Raw genomic sequence first — 19,055 nt, 5'->3', positions numbered from 1 at the left:
ACGTTGCATCTTTGCTGGCTGCGTTCACTCAACCGAATCACTTACCTGAGTAAGCTCATCGGGACTCGTGCTCTTGCCGCCGCAATGCAACCCGAAATCCATGGGGTATCTCCCCCGGAAACCACCGTCATGCAGCCATGCCAGCAGTACGCATCGTTTCCGTACACTGACTGATTCAGTGCGGAAACCGCGCCGGGGCGACTGACCTGCAGCGCCCGTTATTTCGGGGAGATGATTGCGTTAAAGCCCAGCTGGTTTAGCTTCTCAGCCGTTGTGGCGTCATCACAGTTCACCTGCAGCGACGACCATTCGCGGCGCTCCAGATACTGCTTGCGCAGGCGATCAAATTCGCCCGGTTTGGCCGCCACTTTACGCAGGGGGGCATCATCGCGGCGCACATCATACACCAGATGCGCCAGGCGTTTCAGCGTTGGCTGATCCAGCGGGCCATTCAGGGTGATTTCACTGAACTCCGGCACCGGCAGTAAAGTGCTGAGCGGCACCTGCTGCGGCTGACCAATAAAATCGCACCAGGCTTCAAATACCTGCGTGGTGCCGCGTGCTTTACCTTCCAGGGTGTAGCCCGCGATGTGCGGCGTGGCGATATCAACTTTATCCAGTAACGCCAGTGAGAGATCCGGCTCCGGCTCCCAGACATCCAGTACAACGCTGAGATCCGGCCGCATTTTCAGCACTTCCAGCAGTGCGCTGTTATCCACCACCGGACCACGACAGGCATTGATCAGAATGGTGTTGGGCTTCAGCGCCATCAGCAGCGCCGCATCCGCCAGATGCCAGCTTTTATAGGGACCGTCTTTAAACAGCGGGGTGTGGAAAGTCAGAATATCAGCCTGTGCGGTGACGGCGTCCAGCGACAGGAAATCGCCCTCGTCACCCCGATCGGCGCGTGGTGGATCGCACAGCAGGGTTTTGATGCCCCAGGCCTCCAGACGCTTTTGCAGACGCCCGCCAACGTTACCGACACCGACGATGCCGACCGTGCGGTCACGCAGCTCAAAGCCGTCACGCTCCGCCAGCAGCAGCAGCGCAGAGAAAACATATTCCACCACGGCAATGGCGTTACAACCCGGAGCGGCAGAGAACGCAATGCCCGCCTGCTGCAGCCAGTTCTCGTCGATATGATCGGTGCCCGCCGTGGCGGTTCCGACAAACTTTACCGGCTTTCCTGCCAGCAGTGACTCATTCACCTGGGTGACTGAGCGCACCATCAGACCATCGGCATCGGCCAGTTCTGCCACCGGCAGCGGACGTCCCGGCACCGCGACAACATCGCCGGTACGACTGAATAACTCACGGGCGTAGGGCATATTTTCATCGACCAGAATTTTCACTACGGCTTTCCTGTCAGTTGCATAGAGGGGAGTGATTCTGGCACAAAGCGACGCGTTAGCCTAACCGTGCGCGATAGCGATCGGGCGTGATTTCCGCCTGCTGCCTGAAAATGACAATCAGCGCCGGGGCGGAACGGTATTCCAGCGCAAGGGCGAGACGCTGCACACGTTCCCCTGCGCCGGCAGCACGATGGCGCGCAGAAAACGCAGCCGCTGTCGTGACCCGCCCGATGTCCTATGACGCGGGGAGTGACTGGTCACTATCAGGATCACTCTGTCCCATCAATCACTTATTTTTCCGATATTAATGATCTGAATAAATCCGGACACGCGTACAATGCGCCTCATTAATTATACATATAGAGAGTCAGCATGTTTTTCCTCTATCCGCTCTTTGCGGTAATAATCTGGTCAATCAACTCCATTGTCAGCAAGCTCTCAGCCAGTGCGATCGATCCCGCGGCGATCTCTTTCTATCGCTGGCTGCTGGCGCTACTGGTGCTGACGCCCTTTGTGCTGCCGGGCGTGTGGCGGGCGCGTGTGGCTATCAAGCCGCATCTCTGGCGGCTGGCTATGCTTGGACTGCTCGGGATGGTGCTCTATCAGAGCCTCGCGTATTACGCGGCACACAGTGTCAGCGCACTCTTTATGGGCATTATTGGCGCACTCATTCCGCTGCTCACCGTGCTGCTGAGCGTCGTGATCCTCCGCATTGCGCCGACGCACGGTATCCTGCTCGGCAGTATCATCTCATTCATCGGTCTGGTATGGCTGGTCAGTGAAGGCAATGTGATGCAACTGCTGAATCATGGCCTGGGCAAAGGCGAACTGCTGATGCTGGCCGCTTCCGCCGCCTATGCACTCTATGGCGTGTTGACACGGCGCTGGGCGCTGCCGCTGCCTATCTGGCAAAGCCTGTATGTGCAGATTTTATTTGGTGTCGTGCTGCTGTTGCCTGGTTTTCTGCTGGCACCTGAGGTGGCGCTTAACCGGCATAATCTGCCGCTGGTGGCATTTGCCGGTCTGTTTGCGTCGATCATTGCGCCGTTCCTGTGGATCCATGGCGTGCAGCGTCTGGGGGCCAGCACCACCAGCATCTTTATGAATCTGATTCCGGTATTTACCGCGGTGATTGCGGTGATATTCCTGCATGAACAGCTGCACAGTTACCACTGGATTGGCGGCGGTCTGACGCTGGGCGGTGTCATCCTGGCGCAGCGACTGCGTACGCCGTTAATCCGGCGTAAAGCGGTCAGCCTGCCACCGAGGTAAACAAGACGGTTACCCGCAGCCCGCCAAGCTGCGGGCTGCGGTCCAGCTGCATTGTGGCACCATGCCAGGCACAGATATCCTGGACCAGCGCAAGACCAATACCCGCACCGGGCTGCATGCCGACATTATCCAGCCGCTGAAAAGGCTGCAGTGCTTTGGCCTGACTGGCATCCTCAATGCCCGGACCACTATCCTCAATTTCCAGTTTTCCAGGTGTCACGCGCGCCGTCACCACGCCATTGTGCGGGGTGTATTTAATGGCGTTATCCAGCAGGTTGGCGCACAGCTCGCCCAGCAGAACACCATCCCCCACCACCTTATGACACTCTTCACCCTCATAACCGAGGTCAAGCTGTCGGGTTCGCGCCGCCGGATAACGGCTAAAACAGGCTTCACGCACAATGGCGGCCAGATCGACACGTGCCATTGGCTTATCTTCACCATGCCGCGCTTTAATGCGGGCCAGCTGTAGCAGCCGGTCGGTAAGTAAAATGGTCTCATCCAGCGTGTGGCGCATCCCAAGCAGGCTCTCCTGCCACTGCTCAGGACGATCGCTGTTGAGTGCCACGCTGACCTGAGTTTTGAGGATGGTCAGCGGGGTGCGAAGCTGGTGAGCCGCGTCGGCGCTGAAGCGATCCTGACGCGCCAGCAGCCCGCGCAGGCGCTCCAGGTAACGGTTAAACGCGATGATCAGCGGCTGAAGCTCTGACCAGGGTAATGACGGCAATGGCGTTAACTCTCCCCCATCCCGCTGCAGGACAATGCGTGACAGTCGACGTAGCGGTCGCAGCACCCGACGCAGCATCAGACTGGCCAGCAGTAGCGTCATCAGAACCAGCCCGCTCTGACTGATCAGCGCAGTGCGCATCAACCGGCTGGCGAACTCCTGACGAGAATTAATGGTTTCAGCCACCAGGACCAGTGCCATGCCTTCAACACCCGCCTCACTGACCGGTTGCCAGAGTGCCGCAACGCGAATGCGATGCTGGTGATAGCGACCATCATAGAAGTGCACCAGCGCCGGATAAGCGATCGACATTTCACTGGCTGGCGGAATCGGCGGCAGATCGTCGTAACCGGAGAGGGTTTTTCCCTGCGGGGAAATGACCTGATAAAACAGCTGATCATTCATATTGCGTTCAAAACTGTCGAGCACCACCCAGGGAACATCGACTTCCAGATGCTGCTGTCGTACCACCAGACGTTCTGCCACGGTTCGGGCCGAAGCCAGCAGCGAGCGGTCATAGGCCTGGTTGGCTGCCGCCAGCCCACTCTGATAATGGGTATAGACTGACAGGGCCCACAGCAACAGCAGTGGCAGGCCCAGCCACGCCAGCAGCTCGCCGCGCAGAGAGTGAATCAGCCGCACGGCAAGGTTTCCAGGCTGTAGCCGAGTCCGCGCAGCGTCACAATCGCTACATCACTGCCCGCCAGTTTTTTACGCACCCGATGCACATACAGCTCAATGCTCTCCGGACTGGCCTCATCAGCCAGAGTAAAGGTCTGTTCATAGAGATGCTGACGGGAAACGGGCCGGCCATGGCGCTGCATCAGGGTAGTAAGAATACTGGATTCGCGCGGCGTTAATGCCAGCGGCTTTTCAGCCAGCAGAAAATAGCCTTCACCATCCAGCACCAGTTGCCCCAGTGACTGACTTTGCGCGGCCTGGCTTTGACTGCGCCGCAACAGCGCGCGCAATCGCGCTTCCAGTTCATCCAGTTCAAACGGCTTGGTCAGATAATCATCCGCCCCCAGATTCAGGCCGCGCACCCGGTCATCCAGTGCACTGCGCGCCGTTAACAGCAATACCGGCACACCCTGTCCACGCCGCCGTAACCGCGTCAGCACCTCCAGACCATCAATACGCGGCAGGGAAACATCCAGCACGACCAGCGCATAGGCTTCACATTGCAACGCGTGATCGGCGGCAACCCCATCTGCAACCCAGTCAACGGCGAAGCCCTTTTGCGTCAGCGCCTTCTGCAGCCAGCGTGCCAGTTCAACGGTATCTTCTACCAGTAAGAGACGCATATCACATCCTGTCATTAAATCCGGGCAGTGAAAGGTAAATGAAAGGTAACTGTTTTAACAATTCAGTAACGCCAATATTACGGCTGTAATCACACTCTGGAAGAATGAATGGAGCGCACGATGAAAAAAATAATCCATACCGCCCTTACCTCTGCCCTGCTGGCTCTGCTGGTACCGGCTGCGAATGCCGCTGACGGCCCTGGCCGTACCGAATGTATTGCACCAGCCAAACCGGGCGGCGGGTTTGATCTTACCTGCAAGCTGTTGCAGGTCTCGCTGCAGGAAACCAAACAGATTGAAACCCCGATGCGCGTGACCTATATGCCTGGCGGCGTGGGTGCGGTGGCCTATAACGCCATTATTGCCCAGCGTCCGGCTGAAGCGGGCACGGTGGTCGCCTTTTCTGGCGGATCGCTGCTGAACCTGTCACAGGGCAAATTTGGTCGCTATTCGGTTGACGATGTGAAGTGGCTGGCCGCCGTGGGAACGGACTACGGTATGGTCGCCGTCCGCGAAGACGCGCCATGGAAAACCCTGGGCGAACTGATGGCGGCAATGAAAGAAGACCCGACCAAAGTGGTGGTCGGTGCCGGCGCATCAATCGGCAGTCAGGACTGGATGAAAACGGCGTTGCTGGCGCGCGAAGCGGGCATCGATCCCCGCAAAATGCGCTATGTCGCCTTTGAAGGCGGTGGTGAGCCGGTAACGGCGCTGCTCGGTAATCATATTCAGGTGGTTTCCGGCGACATGAGTGAGATGGTGCCACATCTGCAGGGCGGCAAAATGCGGGTACTGGCGGTGATGTCCGATCAACGTCTTCCTGGCCAGCTGGCTGAGGTCCCTACTGCCAAAGAACAGGGTTTTAACATCGTCTGGCCCGTCATTCGTGGCTACTACCTCGGCCCAAAAGTCAGCGATGCTGATTATCAGTGGTGGGAGCAGGCATTTAAAAAGATGGTGGATACCCCGGAGTTTAAAAAACAACGCGATATGCGTGGCCTGTTTGAATTCAACATGTTCGGGCAGGAACTTGATAGCTACGTGAAAACGCAGGTGGCGGATTATCGTGAAAAGGCGAAATCATTTGGTCTGGCCAAATAAGCGGAGCGAATCATGAGCGATCGTATTTTTGCGGGCCTCTGGCTGGCCCTGTGCCTCGGCGGCATGGTAATAGCCTGGCAAATTCAGAGTGAATACAGCTACGAACCGGTGGGACCACGACCGTTCCCGATGGCGATCCTTGGCCTGATGGCAATCTGTGCCGTGCTGATGCTGTTTCGTAAACCGGACACCATTCACTGGCCAGCCCACAGCACACTGAAACGTCTGGTGGCGCTGGCGGCAATGATGATGCTCTATGGCTGGCTGTTTGAAACGCTGGGCTTTGCCATCAGCACAACGCTGCTGACGTTTGGCATCGGCTTGCTGTTTGGTGCGCGCTGGTGGGCAGCCGCACTGTCCGGCGTGGTAATGGGCTCCACACTTTTTTATGCCTTTGACCGTCTGCTGGAAGTGACCCTTCCGGTCGGCAGCTGGCTGAGTTAAGGAGAGTATCATGGATACCTGGTCCTTTTTAATGCAGGGCTTTGCCGTCGCCATGACGCCAGAGAACCTGCTGATTGCCCTGATTGGCTGTTTTATCGGTACCATCGTCGGCCTGCTGCCGGGTCTGGGGCCGATCAACGGCGTGGCGATCCTGATGCCGCTGGCCTTTGCCCTGCACTTACCGGCGGAATCGGCGCTGATCCTGCTGGCAACGGTCTATATCGGCTGTGAATATGGCGGACGCATCTCCTCCATCCTGCTTAACGTGCCCGGTGATGCTGGCGCGATTATGACCGCGCTGGATGGTTATCCGATGGCGCAACAGGGCAAAGCAGGCGTTGCCCTGTCCATCTCAGCCGTGAGTTCATTCATCGGTTCAACCATCGCGATTATCGGCATTATTCTGTTCGCGCCCCTGCTGGCCAGCTGGTCGCTGGCATTTGGCCCGGCGGAATATTTTGCGCTGATGGTGTTCGCTATCGCCTGCCTTGGCAGCATGATGAGTCACAATCCCCTGAAGTCGTTCCTTGCGGCATTAATAGGGCTCAGCATGGCTACGGTGGGCGTGGATGCCAATACCGGCGTGTACCGCTTTACCTTTGACAGCGTTCACCTTTCCGATGGCATTCAGTTTGTGGTGGTGGTGATTGGTCTGTTCTCAGTCAGCGAAATTCTGCTGATGCTGGAGTCCACCAGTACCGGGCAGAAAGCGGTTCGTGCCAGCGGTCGCATGATGTTCAACATGAAAGAAGCCTCTATGGCAACCGGCGCAACGCTGCGCTCCTCGTTTATCGGTTTCTTTGTGGGTGTGTTACCTGGCGCAGGCGCCACCATCGCCAGTGCTATTGCCTACATGACTGAGAAAAAGATCAGCGGCAGCGATCAGTTCGGTAAAGGCGATATTCGTGGTGTGGCAGCACCGGAAGCGGCAAACAATGCTTCTGCCTGTGGATCCTTTATTCCGATGCTGACACTGGGTATTCCCGGCTCAGGGACAACAGCGGTGATGGTCGGCGCATTAACGCTCTACAACATCACACCAGGACCGGCGATGTTTGTTGAGCAGCCAGATATTGTCTGGGGCTTGATTGCTGCCCTGTTGATTGGCAACGTAATGCTGTTGATCATGAATATCCCGATGATCAACGTCTTCGCCCGCATGCTAACCATTCCATTGTGGTTTCTGGTGCCAGCCATTGCCGCTATTTCTGCCGTGGGCGTCTACGCGGTGCACAGCACCACCTTTGACCTGTTGCTGATGGTGGGATTGGGTATCTTTGGTTATATCCTGCGTAAAATGGATTTTCCGATGTCGCCGTTGATTCTGGGATTTGTGCTGGGTGAGATGCTGGAGCAGAACCTCCGTCGCGCCCTGTCGATCAGCAACGGCAACATGGTCATTCTGTGGGAAAGTCTGATCTGTAAAATCCTGCTGGTTCTGGCAATTGCGGTTCTGCTGGTGCCGCCAATCTGGAAACGCTGGCGTCGTCACCAACTGAAGCGCACCGAAGCGTAATTCTCCTGCCGAAACGCGCATGCCCCCGTGGGATTTCCCGGGGGCTTTTGCTATCATGGCCTATTCTTTTTCCGGCGCACCCCACGCTGTTCTGTTTTTCCAAGGAATCCGCCATGCAACCTCTTAGCGGCCCCGGTGTGCCGGTCGATCGTTCATCTGTCAATCCGCAAACCGGCGTAACGCGTCACGGTTCCGTGGCCGGTGAACAGCCTCTTTCGCCTGCGCAGCGCACGACGTTAGAACGCCTGATCGTGCGTATCTCTTCGCTCAGCAATCTTAAAGCGCCTGAACTCTGGGCGGGGCTCCGTCATGAAGTGGGCGTCAAGAGTGAAGCGGAGTTGCAGTCGCGTCATTTTCCGGCAGCGGAGCAGTATCTTAATAACCGCCTAACACAGACGCAAAATGGACATGCCACCCGCCTGCTGATGACCCAGCTCACCGACTTGCTGCCCAAGGGCAATAACCGCCAGGCTGTCAGCGATTTTATCCGTCAGCAATTTGGCCAGACAGTGCTTAGCGCGCTGAGCCAGGATCAGTTGCGCCAGGTGCTGACGATGCTGCAGAACGGGCAGATGACGATTCCCCAGCCGCAGCAGATTCGCGTCAGCGACCGTACGCTGCTGCCTGCTGAGCACCATACGCTGAATCAGCAGGTGGTGCGCCTTGCCGCTGCCACCGGCGAATCTACCGGTAAGCTGTGGACGGCTGCGCTGAAGCTGGTGAACCTGACCAGCGGCGATCCGATCCCGTCACGTCACTTCCCGCTGCTGACCCAATATCTCCAGGTGCGCCAGACGCTGAGTCAGCACAGCGCCCCCACGCTGCACTTGCTGGAAGCCTCCCTGAAACAGCCGCTTGATCAGCAGGAGCGGCAGCAGCTGGAGGATTACAGCCAGCAGCGTTTTCAGGCCACGCCACAGACAGTGCTCACGGTGACGCAGACTCAGGATTTGCTGAATTTTCTGTTCAGCCGTCGCGCAGACCGGGCAGAAAAACTGCACGAACAGCCGCTGGCTGCCAGCGAGATTAAACCGCAGCCGATCTGGTCACCCTTTGTCGCCTCGCTGCCGCCGCCGATTCAGTCACTGGCAGGGCGTCCGCTGTTGGGTTTCTTTATTGCACTGGTCGTCATCACCCTTTTACTCTGGCTGGTACTCTGAGCTAACAGCCACAGGATGCTTTGGTCGCGGTAACGGGCCATTCACCCGCCGCATCACCCCAGGTCAGCGGATGACCATCACGTTTCCAGAAATCCAGCCCGCCAATTAACTCCTTTACCTGAAAGCCCAGCGATGCCAGCTTCAGGGCCGCTTTCGTCGAGCCGTTACAGCCAATGCCGTCACAATAAGTGACATACACTTTGCGGCGATCAAGCCGGGCCGTCGTGCTGGCATCCATCCCGCGATGCGGAAAGTTGATGGCGCCGCAGATGTGCCCGGCGCGATAAGCCTCCGGCGCACGCGCATCAATCACCACGATAGCCTGACGCTGCTGCTCCAGGTCTTCCGCCAGATCCCACGCGTCGGTGTAATACGCGAGTTTTGACTGCAGATAGTCGAGGCTTTGCTGCGGCGTGGCGGCCGGAATGCGTAAAACTGATGACATAGCGATTCTCCTGTTGTGATGAATTCGCAGTTTACGGCAAAGTGGACTGCTTACTGATACCCATTCTTCATCAGGGATAAGACCGATATGCCTTCACCGCTGTTACAACTTTTCCAGCATCAGACCAGTGGCGGCGTGCGTGAACGTCTCTGCGCGACCCTTCGGCTGGCGATTAACCGGCACCATCTGCGTGCGGGTCAGCAGTTACCCTCCAGCAGACAGCTGGCGCTGGATCTGCACCTTTCACGCGTGACGGTGGAAGCGGCCTACGGACAACTGGAGAGTGAAGGCTATCTGCGACGTGAAACCGGTCGCGGTACTTTTGTCGCCATCATCATCCCCGGCACACCCTCATCTTTGCCGACACGGCATCAGCCCGCCCGTTTTTCGGCGCGCGGCCAGCAGGTGCTGGCAACCGGTGGCTGTCAGGATCCCCCTTTTCCTCACGCGTTCGCATCCGGTTCACCGGAGTTACGTGCGTTTCCTCACGACACCTGGCGACGCCTGAGCAGCAGCGTACAACGTTCTCTGGGCAGCACCGCAATGGGATATGGCGATCCCTTTGGCTATCTGCCGTTACGCAGTGCACTTGCTGATTATCTGACACTCTCCCGGGGCGTCGCGTGCCAGCCGGAGCAGGTCATCATTCTGACCAGTTCCCAACAGGCGCTGCAGTTACTGAGCATGATGCTGGTCGATCCTGGTGATGAGGTGTGGATGGAGGAGCCGGGCTATCCCGGTGCCCGCAATGCCTTCCTGGCTGCAGGCGCACAGGTGCGTGGGATTGTTGTTGATGCCGAAGGCGCCCTGCCCACCAGTGGCAGTGCAACGCTCATGTACCTGACGCCCTCGCATCACTATCCCACCAGCGTCACGCTCAGCCTGCCGCGACGTCTGGCATGGCTGGACTGGGCACAGCGCAACCAGAGCTGGCTGATAGAAGACGATTACGACAGCGAGTTTCACTACAACGAACGTCCGATTCCTGCATTGCAGGGTCTGGACCGGCATCAGCGGGTCATTACGCTGGGCACCTTTTCGAAGTCGCTGTTTCCTTCCCTGCGGCTGGCCTGGATGGTCGTGCCGCCGGCGCTGGTTACGCCCATAGGCCGTGCACGGAGCGTGCTGGATGGGCACAGCGCCCTGCTGCCGCAGGCTGTCACCGCCGCCTTTCTGCAACAGGGACATTTCGCCAGCCATCTGCGCCTGATGCGTCAGCTCTATCACAGCCGTCGCGATCGGTTGCTTGAGCAGATTGAGCAGCGGCTCTCGCCGTGGATCACGCCAATAGCCAGCGGCGGTGGATTACAGCTGACGGTAACAGTACAAAAGGATGAAGCACGCTTAACCGCGCTGGCAACACAACAGGGATTGCTGCTACCGCGACTGAGTCCGCTTTATGCCGGACACGCATCTCAACAAGGCTGGATGCTCGGTTTTGCCGCGCTGACGCCTGACGAGATTGTGGCAGGATGCGATAAGTTGCTGCGGCTACTGCAGCGGGAGGGTTAATACCGAGGGGTGAATGAGGTAACGGAGATGGGCTTTAAAAACAAAAAGGGCCGGCAAGCCGGCCCTTCAAAGTACTGATTACGCCTGATATTTACGCATGGTCAATGTGGCGTTGGTGCCGCCAAAACCAAAGCTGTTAGACATCACGGTGGTCAGCTCTTTTTCCACTGGCTCAGTCACAATGTTCATGCCGGTTGCTGCCGCGTCCAGCGAGGTGATGTTGATGCTTGGCGCGATAAAACCATGCTCCAGCATCAGCAGCGAGTAGATCGCTTCCTGCACGCCAGCGGCACCCAGTGAGTGGCCGGTCATTGCTTTGGTCGCAGAGATGTATGGCGTGTTATCGCCAAACACTTCACGAATCGCACCCAGCTCTTTCACATCACCTACCGGGGTAGAGGTTCCGTGGCTGTTCAGATAGTCGATGGGTGTATCGACACCGTGCATCGCCATCTTCATGCAGCGTACTGCGCCTTCGCCGGATGGCGCAACCATGTCTGCACCGTCTGACGTCGCACCGTAACCGACGATTTCGGCATAGATGTGCGCACCACGAGCCAGCGCATGCTCCAGCTCTTCAACAACGACCATGCCGCCGCCACCTGCAATAACAAAACCGTCGCGCTCGTTGTCATAGGTACGTGACGCTTTTTCCGGGGTGTCGTTGTAACGGGTAGAGAGCGCGCCCATCGCGTCGAATTCACAGGCCATTTCCCAGCACAGCTCTTCGCCGCCGCCAGCAAAAACGATATCCTGCTTGCCGAGCTGAATCTGCTCAACAGCATTACCGATACAGTGCGCCGAGGTGGCACAGGCGGAGCTGATTGAGTAGTTTACGCCATGAATCTTGAACGGCGTGGCCAGGCAGGCAGAGACGCCAGAAGCCATCGCTTTGGTCACCACGTAAGGGCCAACCGCTTTCAGGCCACGTGGGCTACGCATCGCATCAGCACCAAATACCTGGAAACGAGGAGAACCGCCGCCTGAGCCTGCAATCAGACCCACACGTGGGTTGCTCTGATACATTTCAGTGGTGAGGCCGGAATCTTTAATCGCTTCTTCCATGGAAAGATAAGCATAGATTGACGCATCACTCATAAAACGCACAACTTTGCGATCGATGAGGCCGGTGGTATCCAGTTTAACGTTACCCCAGACGTGACTACGCATGCCGGAATCTTTCATCTCTTCAGAAAAGGTGATGCCAGAGCGTCCTTCACGCAGAGATGACAGCACCTCCTGCTGGTTATTACCAATACTGGAAACGATCCCTAAGCCAGTAATCACAGCACGTTTCATTCAATCTTCCTCATCCACTTCTTCTTAATTGGCATGCACTCTAGCGTACACTTGTACGCCGAACAAGTCCGATCAGCTATTTCCTTTTGTAAATTTGCGTCATGTCACGTGGGTCGCTAAAATCGCGCCACTGCCTGAAAAATGAGCCTTTACCGTGAAATTAACCCCGGTCGAACATGCGCAGCTAAACTGGAATGAACAGGGTACACCTGTTTCCCGAGCGTTTGGCGACGTCTATTTCTCTAATGACAATGGTCTGGAAGAGACACGCTATGTCTTCCTTGGCGGCAACGGTTTTCCCCAGCGTTTTGCTGAGCATCCACGGGATCTGCTGATCGTGGCGGAAAGCGGTTTTGGCACCGGCCTCAATTTTCTGACGTTGTGGCAGGCGTTCGATGCGTTTCAGCGTGATCAGCCTGATGCCACTTTAAAACGTCTGCATTTCATCAGCTTTGAGAAATTTCCGTTAACCCGTGATGACCTGGCTGTGGCGCAGCAGCACTGGCCTGAACTGGCCCCGTGGGCGGCGGCGCTGCAGGCGCAATGGCCCGCCGCCCTGCCCGGCTGCCAGCGACTGCTGTTTGACGGCGGACGCATCACGCTCGACCTGTGGCTGGGCGATATTAACCAGCTGATGGGAGAGCTGGATGAGAGCCTGAATCGTCAGGTGGATGCCTGGTTCCTGGATGGTTTCGCGCCGTCGAAGAACCCGGATATGTGGACGCCAGCACTGTTCAGCATGATGGCAAAACTGGCGCGTCCGCAGGGGACATTCGCGACCTTTACCGCCGCAGGCATTGTCCGGCGCGGTCTGCAGGAGGCCGGCTTTGACGTCATCCGCCGCAAAGGATTTGGTCCCAAGCGCGAAATGCTATGCGGACCTTTACAGGATGCACCTGCGCTGCCTGCCGGGCAGCCCTGGTATCATCGTCAATCAGCGGCGCAACATGATGTTGCGCTCATTGGCGGCGGCGTTGCCAGTGCCACGCTGGCGCTGGCGCTGCTGCGTCGCGGCTGGCGGGTGACGCTTTACTGCGCCGATGAGGCGCCGGCGCTGGGTGCGTCCGGCAATCGTCAGGGAGCACTCTATCCGCTGCTCAATCAGCACGACCCGGCGCTTGCCACCTTTTTCCCGGCAGCATTCAGTTTTGCCCGGCGGCTCTACGATCAGTTAACTGTCGTCTATGAACATCACTGGAGCGGTGTGCTGCAACTGGGCTGGGATGAGAAAAGCCGTAAGAAGATCGATCAGATGCTGGCGATGGGCCTGCCTGAATCCATCGCCCGTGGCGTTAATGTGGATGAGGCAGAGACGCTGGCGAATGTCGACCACGGCTGTGGCGGTATTTTCTACCCGCAGGGCGGCTGGCTTTCACCGGCTGAGCTGACCAGCGCGATGCTGGCGCATGGCGAAACCCAGGGATTACGCATTCACTGGCTGCATCGCGTCAGCGAACTTTCACGCGAGGGCGATCACTGGACGCTGACGTTCAGCGATCATCCGGCGGTCCGTCATGCCACGGTGGTGCTGGCAAACGGTCATGCGATAGCCGACTTTGCGCAGAGCGCCCCGCTGCCAGCCTATCCGGTGGCCGGTCAGGTAAGCCATGTTCCCTCCACGTCGGGGCTTAATGCACTCCACACCGTGCTCTGTTACGACGGCTATCTGACGCCCGTCAGCCCACAGTTTGGTACTCACTGCATCGGTGCCAGCTATCACCGTGGCGAAACCGCCACAGATTACCGGGAAGAGGATCAGCAGGAGAACCGCAGCCGCCTGTTGCATTGCCTGCCTGACAGCCGCTGGGCAACAAACGTGGATGTCAGTGGCGGTGAAGCAAGAATGGGCGTGCGTTGTGCCACGCGGGACCACCTGCCGATGGTGGGCGGCGTACCGGATTATGATGCGACGCTTAAGCAGTATGCTGATTTACCGACCCAGCTTGCAGCAGGTCATGACATCGCTGACGCACCTGAGTTTACGGGCTTATACCTGTTTGGGGCGCTGGGGTCGCGCGGCCTGTGCAGTGCACCGCTGGCAGCCGAAGTGCTGGCAGCCCAGCTGACCGGCGAGCCACAGCCGCTGGATGCCAGTACGCTGGCAGCCCTCAATCCGAATCGTTACTGGGTAAGGAAATTACTGAAGGGAAAAGCGGTTTAGCTGGCGATGATAAGGGCGGCATGCCGCCCTGCACGGTCAGGCGGAGAGCTGACGAGCCTGGACAAACAGGTTGTCCCACATCCCCACCACTAATGCCTGATCGCGCGGCGAGAGCTCGCCCGCCGCAATGGCATTTTGCAGGCTGCGGGAGACCTGAATCTGCAGCGCTTCTGGCGTATGTTCGCCCAGTTGCTCCACCTCGGCCACGGCCAGTGTCAGATGCCCGCGCAGATAACCGCTGGCGAACAGCTCATCGTCACTGGCATGCTCGACCATGTCGTCAATCAGGGCCAGAATACGCGCTTCAAATTCTGCGATCATCTCAATTCCTCTATTTATAATGCCTTTCTGCATCACAGATCGTCCGGCCAGGGAAACTGCGACGCTGTTAATGACGGCCTGCCATAAAATTCCGCCAGGGCGGTAATAAAACGCGCGGGACGGTCGGGAATGCCCGACGTCAGATAGCTCATGACCTGAGCATGGACTTTACGCTGAAACGCAATGCGATCCGGCTCACAATCTCCATCGAGATTGTCACAACTCACGTTGAAGGGAAAGCCTGCCGCCGTACAAAACATCCACTCCAGCGCCTGCGGCTTAACTTCCACGGCTTCAAACTGACTCTGGGTCAGCGCGTCGCGGCCATCCGGGCAGTACCAGTAGCCAAAATCGACCAGTTTGCGGCGGGCTTCACCGGCGATGCACCAGTGTGAGATCTCGTGCAGAGCGCTGGCGTAGAAGCCGTGGGCAAAGACCACGCGGTTCCACGGCGACTCTGCATCCGCAGGAAGATAGATCGGTTCATCGTCGCCTTTAATTAGACGGGTCTGAAATTCATCGCTGAAACAGCGATCAAACAGCGTGATCAGCTGTTCATAATGATGAGTCGGGTTCATGACGGTATCACTTAAAAAGTTACGAATGCAGCGTGGCCAGCCAGGCCAGAACGTCGCTGCCGTGGCTGTCCCACAGTAATTTAATGCTCATGACGGCAGAGACAATGACCACCATCGGGCGGATCAGTTTCTGTCCGCGGCTCAGCACCAGCCGCGCGCCCAGACGCGCGCCGCAGAACGCGCCGAGCATCATAACCAGGCCGGTTCCCCACACCACTTTGCCACCGAACATAAAGAACAGCAGGCTGCCCAGGTTTGAAGTGAAGTTAAGGACCTTGGCGTGTGCGGTCGCTTTGGCCAGGTTGTAGCCGCAGAGCGTGACGAAAGCCAGTGCATAAAAGGAGCCTGCGCCCGGTCCGAAAAATCCGTCGTAGAATCCCACTGCTCCGCCGCCCACCAGCGCATAAGCCAGGCCATGCAGGCGGCGCGCCTGATCCACTTCCCCCAGGCGCGGCATCAGCAGGAACCACAGGCCGATGGCGATTAAAAACAGCGGCAGCATCTGACGCAGAAAATCCGCCTGCAGACGCTGAATCAGTATCGCACCCAGCACGGACCCCATCAGCGTCATGGCGATATTCAGCCACTGCTCATTCAGCTTCACTGCACCGCGCCGGACAAAGTAGAGGCTGGCGGAAAACGATCCGCCGACCGATTGCAGTTTATTGGTCGCCAGCGCCTGGGCAGGAGAGAGGCCCGCCGCCAGCAACGAAGGTACCGTAAGTAATCCCCCGCCACCCGCGATTGAATCAATAAAACCGGCCAGCATGGCGATTAAAAACAGCAGCCCGACCAGCAGCGGGCTGACCACAAACCAATCCATGGAATCCCTTACAGTAAATGTTTATCCAGCAGGGCCTGACAGGCAGGCGGCAGCGGCGGTGGCTCACGTTTCACCGGTGCACCAGAACCCGGTTGCTTAGGCAGGAACCAGCTCTGCAGTTCTGCGCCACAGCCATCGCCTGGCGGCGGTGCAGGCTGATCTTCACAGCCAATACTGCCTGCCGGGCAGCGCAGCCGCACATGCATATGGGCACGATGAGCAAACCACGGACGCACTTTACGCAGCCAGTCACGATCGTTACCGGCATCAGCACAAAGCTGCTTTTTAATCGCCGGATTGACGAAGATGCGTGTGACATCATCATCTTTGGCCGCCAGTTTAATCAGGCTGTCGATTTCCGGCTGCCAGTGGCGCGCAATGACATTTTTATCGCCTGGCCCAACCAGATCCAGCGGCTGCGGCTTCAGCAGTTGCTGCGCGCTCCAGCGGCTTTTTGGTAGCTGCAGCCAGATATCTACATCCAGTCCGGTCTGATGACTGGCGTGACCGCTGCTGAAGCGCCCGCCTGCTGCCATGCCCATGTCGCCAATCAGCACGTTACCCAGTTGCAGGTTATGCACCTGGGTGCTGAGCCGCTGAATAAACTGAATCAGATCGGGATGACCAAAATAACGCCGCTGATCCTGCCGCATCACCTGATAGTTGGGTGAATTCAGCGGCAGCGACTGCGCACCAACAATACAGCCATTGGCAAAGCCGCCAATAGATTGCGGTGCGCCGCTGATTGGATGCTGAATATTTTGCCACGGCGTCGCCGCCAGGCTTGAGGCGCTGATCAGCAGCGCACTCAGGGTAAGCAGGAGCGCTTTCATGCCATCACCAGCGCGGCACGGAGCTGTTAACATCACCGTTCTGCGCCCGCTGGCGCAGCAGATGATCCATCAGCACGATCGCCATCATCGCTTCCGCGATCGGCACGGCACGGATCCCCACGCAGGGATCGTGACGACCTTTGGTGATCATCTCCACTTCTTCGCCATCACGGGTAATGGTTTTACCCGGCACGGTGATGCTGGAAGTCGGTTTCATCGCCACATTGGCGCTGATGATCTGACCGCTGCTGATGCCGCCCAGAATGCCGCCCGCGTGATTGCTCTGGAAACCATCGTGACGGATCTCGTCGCGATGCTGACTGCCGCGCTGGTTTACCACCGCAAAGCCGTCGCCAATTTCGACGCCTTTGACGGCATTGATACTCATCAGCGCGTGCGCCAGATCGGCGTCCAGTCGGTCGAAGACCGGCTCGCCCAGGCCTGGTGGCACGTTCTCAGCCATGACAGTGACTTTGGCGCCAATGGAGTCGCCCTCTTTTTTCAGGCCGCGCATCAGTTCGTCCAGCGCTTCCAGCTTGTCAGCATCCGGGCAGAAGAACGGGTTCTCTTCTACGATGCTCCAGTCTTTCAGCTCGCAGGCGATATCACCAATCTGTGACAGATAGCCGCGCACCACCACACCGTGTTTCATCTGCAGGTATTTCTTGGCGATGGCACCCGCCGCCACACGCATCGCGGTTTCGCGCGCCGACGAGCGGCCGCCGCCACGGTAGTCGCGCTGACCATATTTCTGCTCGTAGGTGTAATCCGCATGGCCCGGACGGAACAGATCTTTGATCGCGCCGTAATCCTGCGAGCGCTGATCGGTGTTCTCAATCAGCAGACCAATTGAGGTGCCGGTCGTCACGCCTTCAAACACACCGGACAAAATTTTCACCTGATCCGGCTCGCGGCGCTGCGTGGTATAGCGCGATGTGCCAGGACGACGGCGATCGAGATCGTGCTGAATATCGGCTTCGGTCAGCGGGATGCCTGGCGGCACGCCGTCAACAATGCAGCCCAGCGCAAGACCGTGGGACTCGCCGAAAGTGGTTACTCGAAAAAATTGCCCGATGCTGTTTCCGGCCATGCTGTTTCCTTCTCAGGGTTTGGCGGGCGATACTTCGCCCCACTTTTAGTCTTTATAAAAAGAGAAATGGTGTTGTGCGTCGACAATCTGCTGGCGCGTCAGCGTAAAGACGCCGTCACCGCCGTTGTCGAATTCCAGCCAGGTAAAGGGCACATCGGGATACTGCTCGATCATGTGCACCATGCTGTTGCCCACTTCGCAGACCAGAACGCCCTGCTCGCTGAGATAGTCAGGTGCACACGCCAGAATACGGCGCACCAGCTTCAGGCCATCGCTGCCTGCCGCCAGACCCAGCTCAGGTTCGTGACGATATTCGTTTGGCAGATCATCCATGTCTTCCGCATCCACATACGGCGGATTCGTGACGATCAGATCGTATTTTAGCTGTGGCAGTTCGCGGAACAGGTCAGCACGAATTGGCGTCACCTGATGAATTAGTCCATGCTCTTCAATGTTCTGCTCGGCGACGGCCAGCGCACCGGTGGAGATATCCACGGCGTCCACTTCCGCTTCCGGGAAGGCATAGGCGCAGGCAATCGCGATGCAGCCGCTGCCGGTACACATATCCAGAATATGACGCGGCGGCGTGCTGACCAGACCGGCAAAGCGGTTCTCAATCAGTTCGCCAATGGGTGAACGTGGAACCAGCACGCGCTCATCCACAAAGAATTCGTGACCGCAGAACCAGGCTTTATTGGTCAGATAGGCGACCGGAATGCGCTCGTTGACGCGACGGATAACGCGCTCAACGATCAGCAGACGTTCGCTGGCGGTCAGACGCGCGTTGCGCATATCTTCCGGAATATCCAGCGGTAGCCAGAGTGACGGCAGGACCAGTTGAACGGCTTCGTCCCAGGGATTGTCTGTACCATGTCCGTACCAGATTCCGGCAGCGGAAAAGCGGCTGACCGCCCAGCGCAGCATGTCCTGAATGGTGTGCAGTTCGTTCACTGCCTCATCGACGAAAATTTTGTCCACGTAGCCCTCCGCAGGCCTTTTGCTAAATCGGCCAGTAGTGTGCCATGAAGCCGGGGAGAATTCAGCGCAGCGAGGTGAAAAAGCTGACATTTAATGACACTTAACGGTAAGGTAGCGGCTCTGCTGTGTGACAGCCTTT

General features: G+C 57.8%; 18 protein-coding genes. 7 read left to right on the top strand and 11 right to left on the bottom strand.

Annotated features, from left to right (window positions below):
* Nucleotides 1-218: 218 nt before the first annotated feature.
* Nucleotides 219-1,352, bottom strand: coding sequence for a 4-phosphoerythronate dehydrogenase PdxB (pdxB, locus tag KTJ90_RS05840; RefSeq protein ID WP_003854271.1), 1,134 nt, complete (start codon nucleotides 1,350-1,352; stop codon nucleotides 219-221).
* Between the two features lie 372 nt (nucleotides 1,353-1,724).
* Here pdxB and KTJ90_RS05835 point away from each other — a divergent pair, with 372 nt between their 5' ends.
* Nucleotides 1,725-2,624 (top strand): DMT family transporter, encoded by a 900-nt coding sequence (locus tag KTJ90_RS05835; RefSeq protein WP_499026014.1) that lies wholly within the window; start codon nucleotides 1,725-1,727, stop codon nucleotides 2,622-2,624.
* Here the strand turns inward: KTJ90_RS05835 and KTJ90_RS05830 are convergent.
* Both KTJ90_RS05830 and tctD read right to left on the bottom strand, forming a co-directional pair.
* Complete coding sequence (locus KTJ90_RS05830; protein WP_283543961.1) at nucleotides 2,605-3,993, bottom strand: sensor histidine kinase; 1,389 nt, start codon at nucleotides 3,991-3,993, stop codon at nucleotides 2,605-2,607. The genes KTJ90_RS05835 and KTJ90_RS05830 overlap by 20 nt on opposite strands.
* Nucleotides 3,984-4,655 carry a transcriptional regulator TctD gene (tctD, locus tag KTJ90_RS05825; protein WP_039659724.1) on the bottom strand — a complete coding sequence of 224 codons (672 nt, stop codon included), beginning with the start codon at nucleotides 4,653-4,655 and terminating at the stop codon, nucleotides 3,984-3,986. The genes KTJ90_RS05830 and tctD overlap by 10 nt, the downstream gene beginning before the upstream one ends.
* A gap of 120 nt (nucleotides 4,656-4,775) precedes the next feature.
* Here tctD and KTJ90_RS05820 point away from each other — a divergent pair, with 120 nt between their 5' ends.
* The 4 genes from KTJ90_RS05820 to flk all read left to right on the top strand — a co-directional run bounded on the left by KTJ90_RS05820 (nucleotide 4,776) and on the right by flk (nucleotide 8,876).
* Nucleotides 4,776-5,756, top strand: a complete 981-nt coding sequence (locus tag KTJ90_RS05820; RefSeq protein WP_008926486.1) for a tripartite tricarboxylate transporter substrate binding protein — start codon at nucleotides 4,776-4,778, stop codon at nucleotides 5,754-5,756.
* Nucleotides 5,757-5,768: 12 nt separating this feature from the next.
* Nucleotides 5,769-6,200 (top strand): tripartite tricarboxylate transporter TctB family protein, encoded by a 432-nt coding sequence (locus KTJ90_RS05815; protein ID WP_003854277.1) that lies wholly within the window; start codon nucleotides 5,769-5,771, stop codon nucleotides 6,198-6,200.
* Nucleotides 6,201-6,210: 10 nt separating this feature from the next.
* Nucleotides 6,211-7,716 (top strand): tripartite tricarboxylate transporter permease, encoded by a 1,506-nt coding sequence (locus KTJ90_RS05810; RefSeq protein WP_003854278.1) that lies wholly within the window; start codon nucleotides 6,211-6,213, stop codon nucleotides 7,714-7,716.
* A 113-nt stretch (nucleotides 7,717-7,829) separates the two neighbouring features.
* Entirely contained in the window at nucleotides 7,830-8,876 is a 1,047-nt protein-coding gene (gene flk / locus KTJ90_RS05805) for a flagella biosynthesis regulator Flk (protein ID WP_003854279.1), read from the top strand.
* Between the two features lies 1 nt (nucleotide 8,877).
* Here flk and KTJ90_RS05800 read toward each other — a convergent pair whose 3' ends face one another.
* Nucleotides 8,878-9,321, bottom strand: coding sequence for a rhodanese-like domain-containing protein (locus KTJ90_RS05800; RefSeq protein ID WP_003854280.1), 444 nt, complete (start codon nucleotides 9,319-9,321; stop codon nucleotides 8,878-8,880).
* An 87-nt stretch (nucleotides 9,322-9,408) separates the two neighbouring features.
* Here KTJ90_RS05800 and pdxR point away from each other — a divergent pair, with 87 nt between their 5' ends.
* Nucleotides 9,409-10,833: an aminotransferase-like domain-containing protein gene (pdxR, locus tag KTJ90_RS05795; protein ID WP_499026012.1), complete on the top strand. Its 1,425-nt coding sequence runs from the start codon at nucleotides 9,409-9,411 to the stop codon at nucleotides 10,831-10,833.
* Between the two features lie 78 nt (nucleotides 10,834-10,911).
* Here pdxR and fabB read toward each other — a convergent pair whose 3' ends face one another.
* Nucleotides 10,912-12,132: a beta-ketoacyl-ACP synthase I gene (fabB, locus tag KTJ90_RS05790; protein WP_003854282.1), complete on the bottom strand. Its 1,221-nt coding sequence runs from the start codon at nucleotides 12,130-12,132 to the stop codon at nucleotides 10,912-10,914.
* 154 nt (nucleotides 12,133-12,286) lie between these two features.
* Here fabB and mnmC point away from each other — a divergent pair, with 154 nt between their 5' ends.
* Nucleotides 12,287-14,293 carry a bifunctional tRNA (5-methylaminomethyl-2-thiouridine)(34)-methyltransferase MnmD/FAD-dependent 5-carboxymethylaminomethyl-2-thiouridine(34) oxidoreductase MnmC gene (gene mnmC / locus KTJ90_RS05785; RefSeq protein ID WP_499026011.1) on the top strand — a complete coding sequence of 669 codons (2,007 nt, stop codon included), beginning with the start codon at nucleotides 12,287-12,289 and terminating at the stop codon, nucleotides 14,291-14,293.
* A gap of 36 nt (nucleotides 14,294-14,329) precedes the next feature.
* Here the strand turns inward: mnmC and KTJ90_RS05780 are convergent, their stop codons facing one another.
* The 6 genes from KTJ90_RS05780 to prmB are packed head-to-tail and all read right to left on the bottom strand — an operon-like array spanning nucleotide 14,330 to nucleotide 18,916.
* Nucleotides 14,330-14,614, bottom strand: coding sequence for a YfcL family protein (locus KTJ90_RS05780; RefSeq protein ID WP_003854283.1), 285 nt, complete (start codon nucleotides 14,612-14,614; stop codon nucleotides 14,330-14,332).
* A gap of 32 nt (nucleotides 14,615-14,646) precedes the next feature.
* Complete coding sequence (locus KTJ90_RS05775; protein ID WP_003854284.1) at nucleotides 14,647-15,192, bottom strand: elongation factor P hydroxylase; 546 nt, start codon at nucleotides 15,190-15,192, stop codon at nucleotides 14,647-14,649.
* 19 nt (nucleotides 15,193-15,211) lie between these two features.
* A complete protein-coding gene (locus tag KTJ90_RS05770) occupies nucleotides 15,212-16,015 on the bottom strand; it encodes a sulfite exporter TauE/SafE family protein (RefSeq protein ID WP_003854285.1) in 804 nt (267 codons plus the stop codon).
* Nucleotides 16,016-16,023: 8 nt separating this feature from the next.
* Nucleotides 16,024-16,848 (bottom strand): penicillin-insensitive murein endopeptidase, encoded by an 825-nt coding sequence (gene mepA / locus KTJ90_RS05765; protein ID WP_003854286.1) that lies wholly within the window; start codon nucleotides 16,846-16,848, stop codon nucleotides 16,024-16,026.
* A 4-nt stretch (nucleotides 16,849-16,852) separates the two neighbouring features.
* Nucleotides 16,853-17,938 carry a chorismate synthase gene (aroC, locus tag KTJ90_RS05760; protein WP_078804626.1) on the bottom strand — a complete coding sequence of 362 codons (1,086 nt, stop codon included), beginning with the start codon at nucleotides 17,936-17,938 and terminating at the stop codon, nucleotides 16,853-16,855.
* Nucleotides 17,939-17,983: 45 nt separating this feature from the next.
* A complete protein-coding gene (prmB, locus tag KTJ90_RS05755) occupies nucleotides 17,984-18,916 on the bottom strand; it encodes a 50S ribosomal protein L3 N(5)-glutamine methyltransferase (protein ID WP_008926490.1) in 933 nt (310 codons plus the stop codon).
* Nucleotides 18,917-19,055: the final 139 nt, after the last annotated feature.

It is taken from the genome of Pantoea jilinensis (genome assembly GCF_019104105.1).
In the GTDB taxonomy this organism is placed as follows: Bacteria; Pseudomonadota; Gammaproteobacteria; order Enterobacterales; family Enterobacteriaceae; genus Pantoea; species Pantoea eucalypti.
Note: the sequence above shows the minus strand (reverse complement) of the source record. Positions and strands in the feature narration are given on the sequence as shown.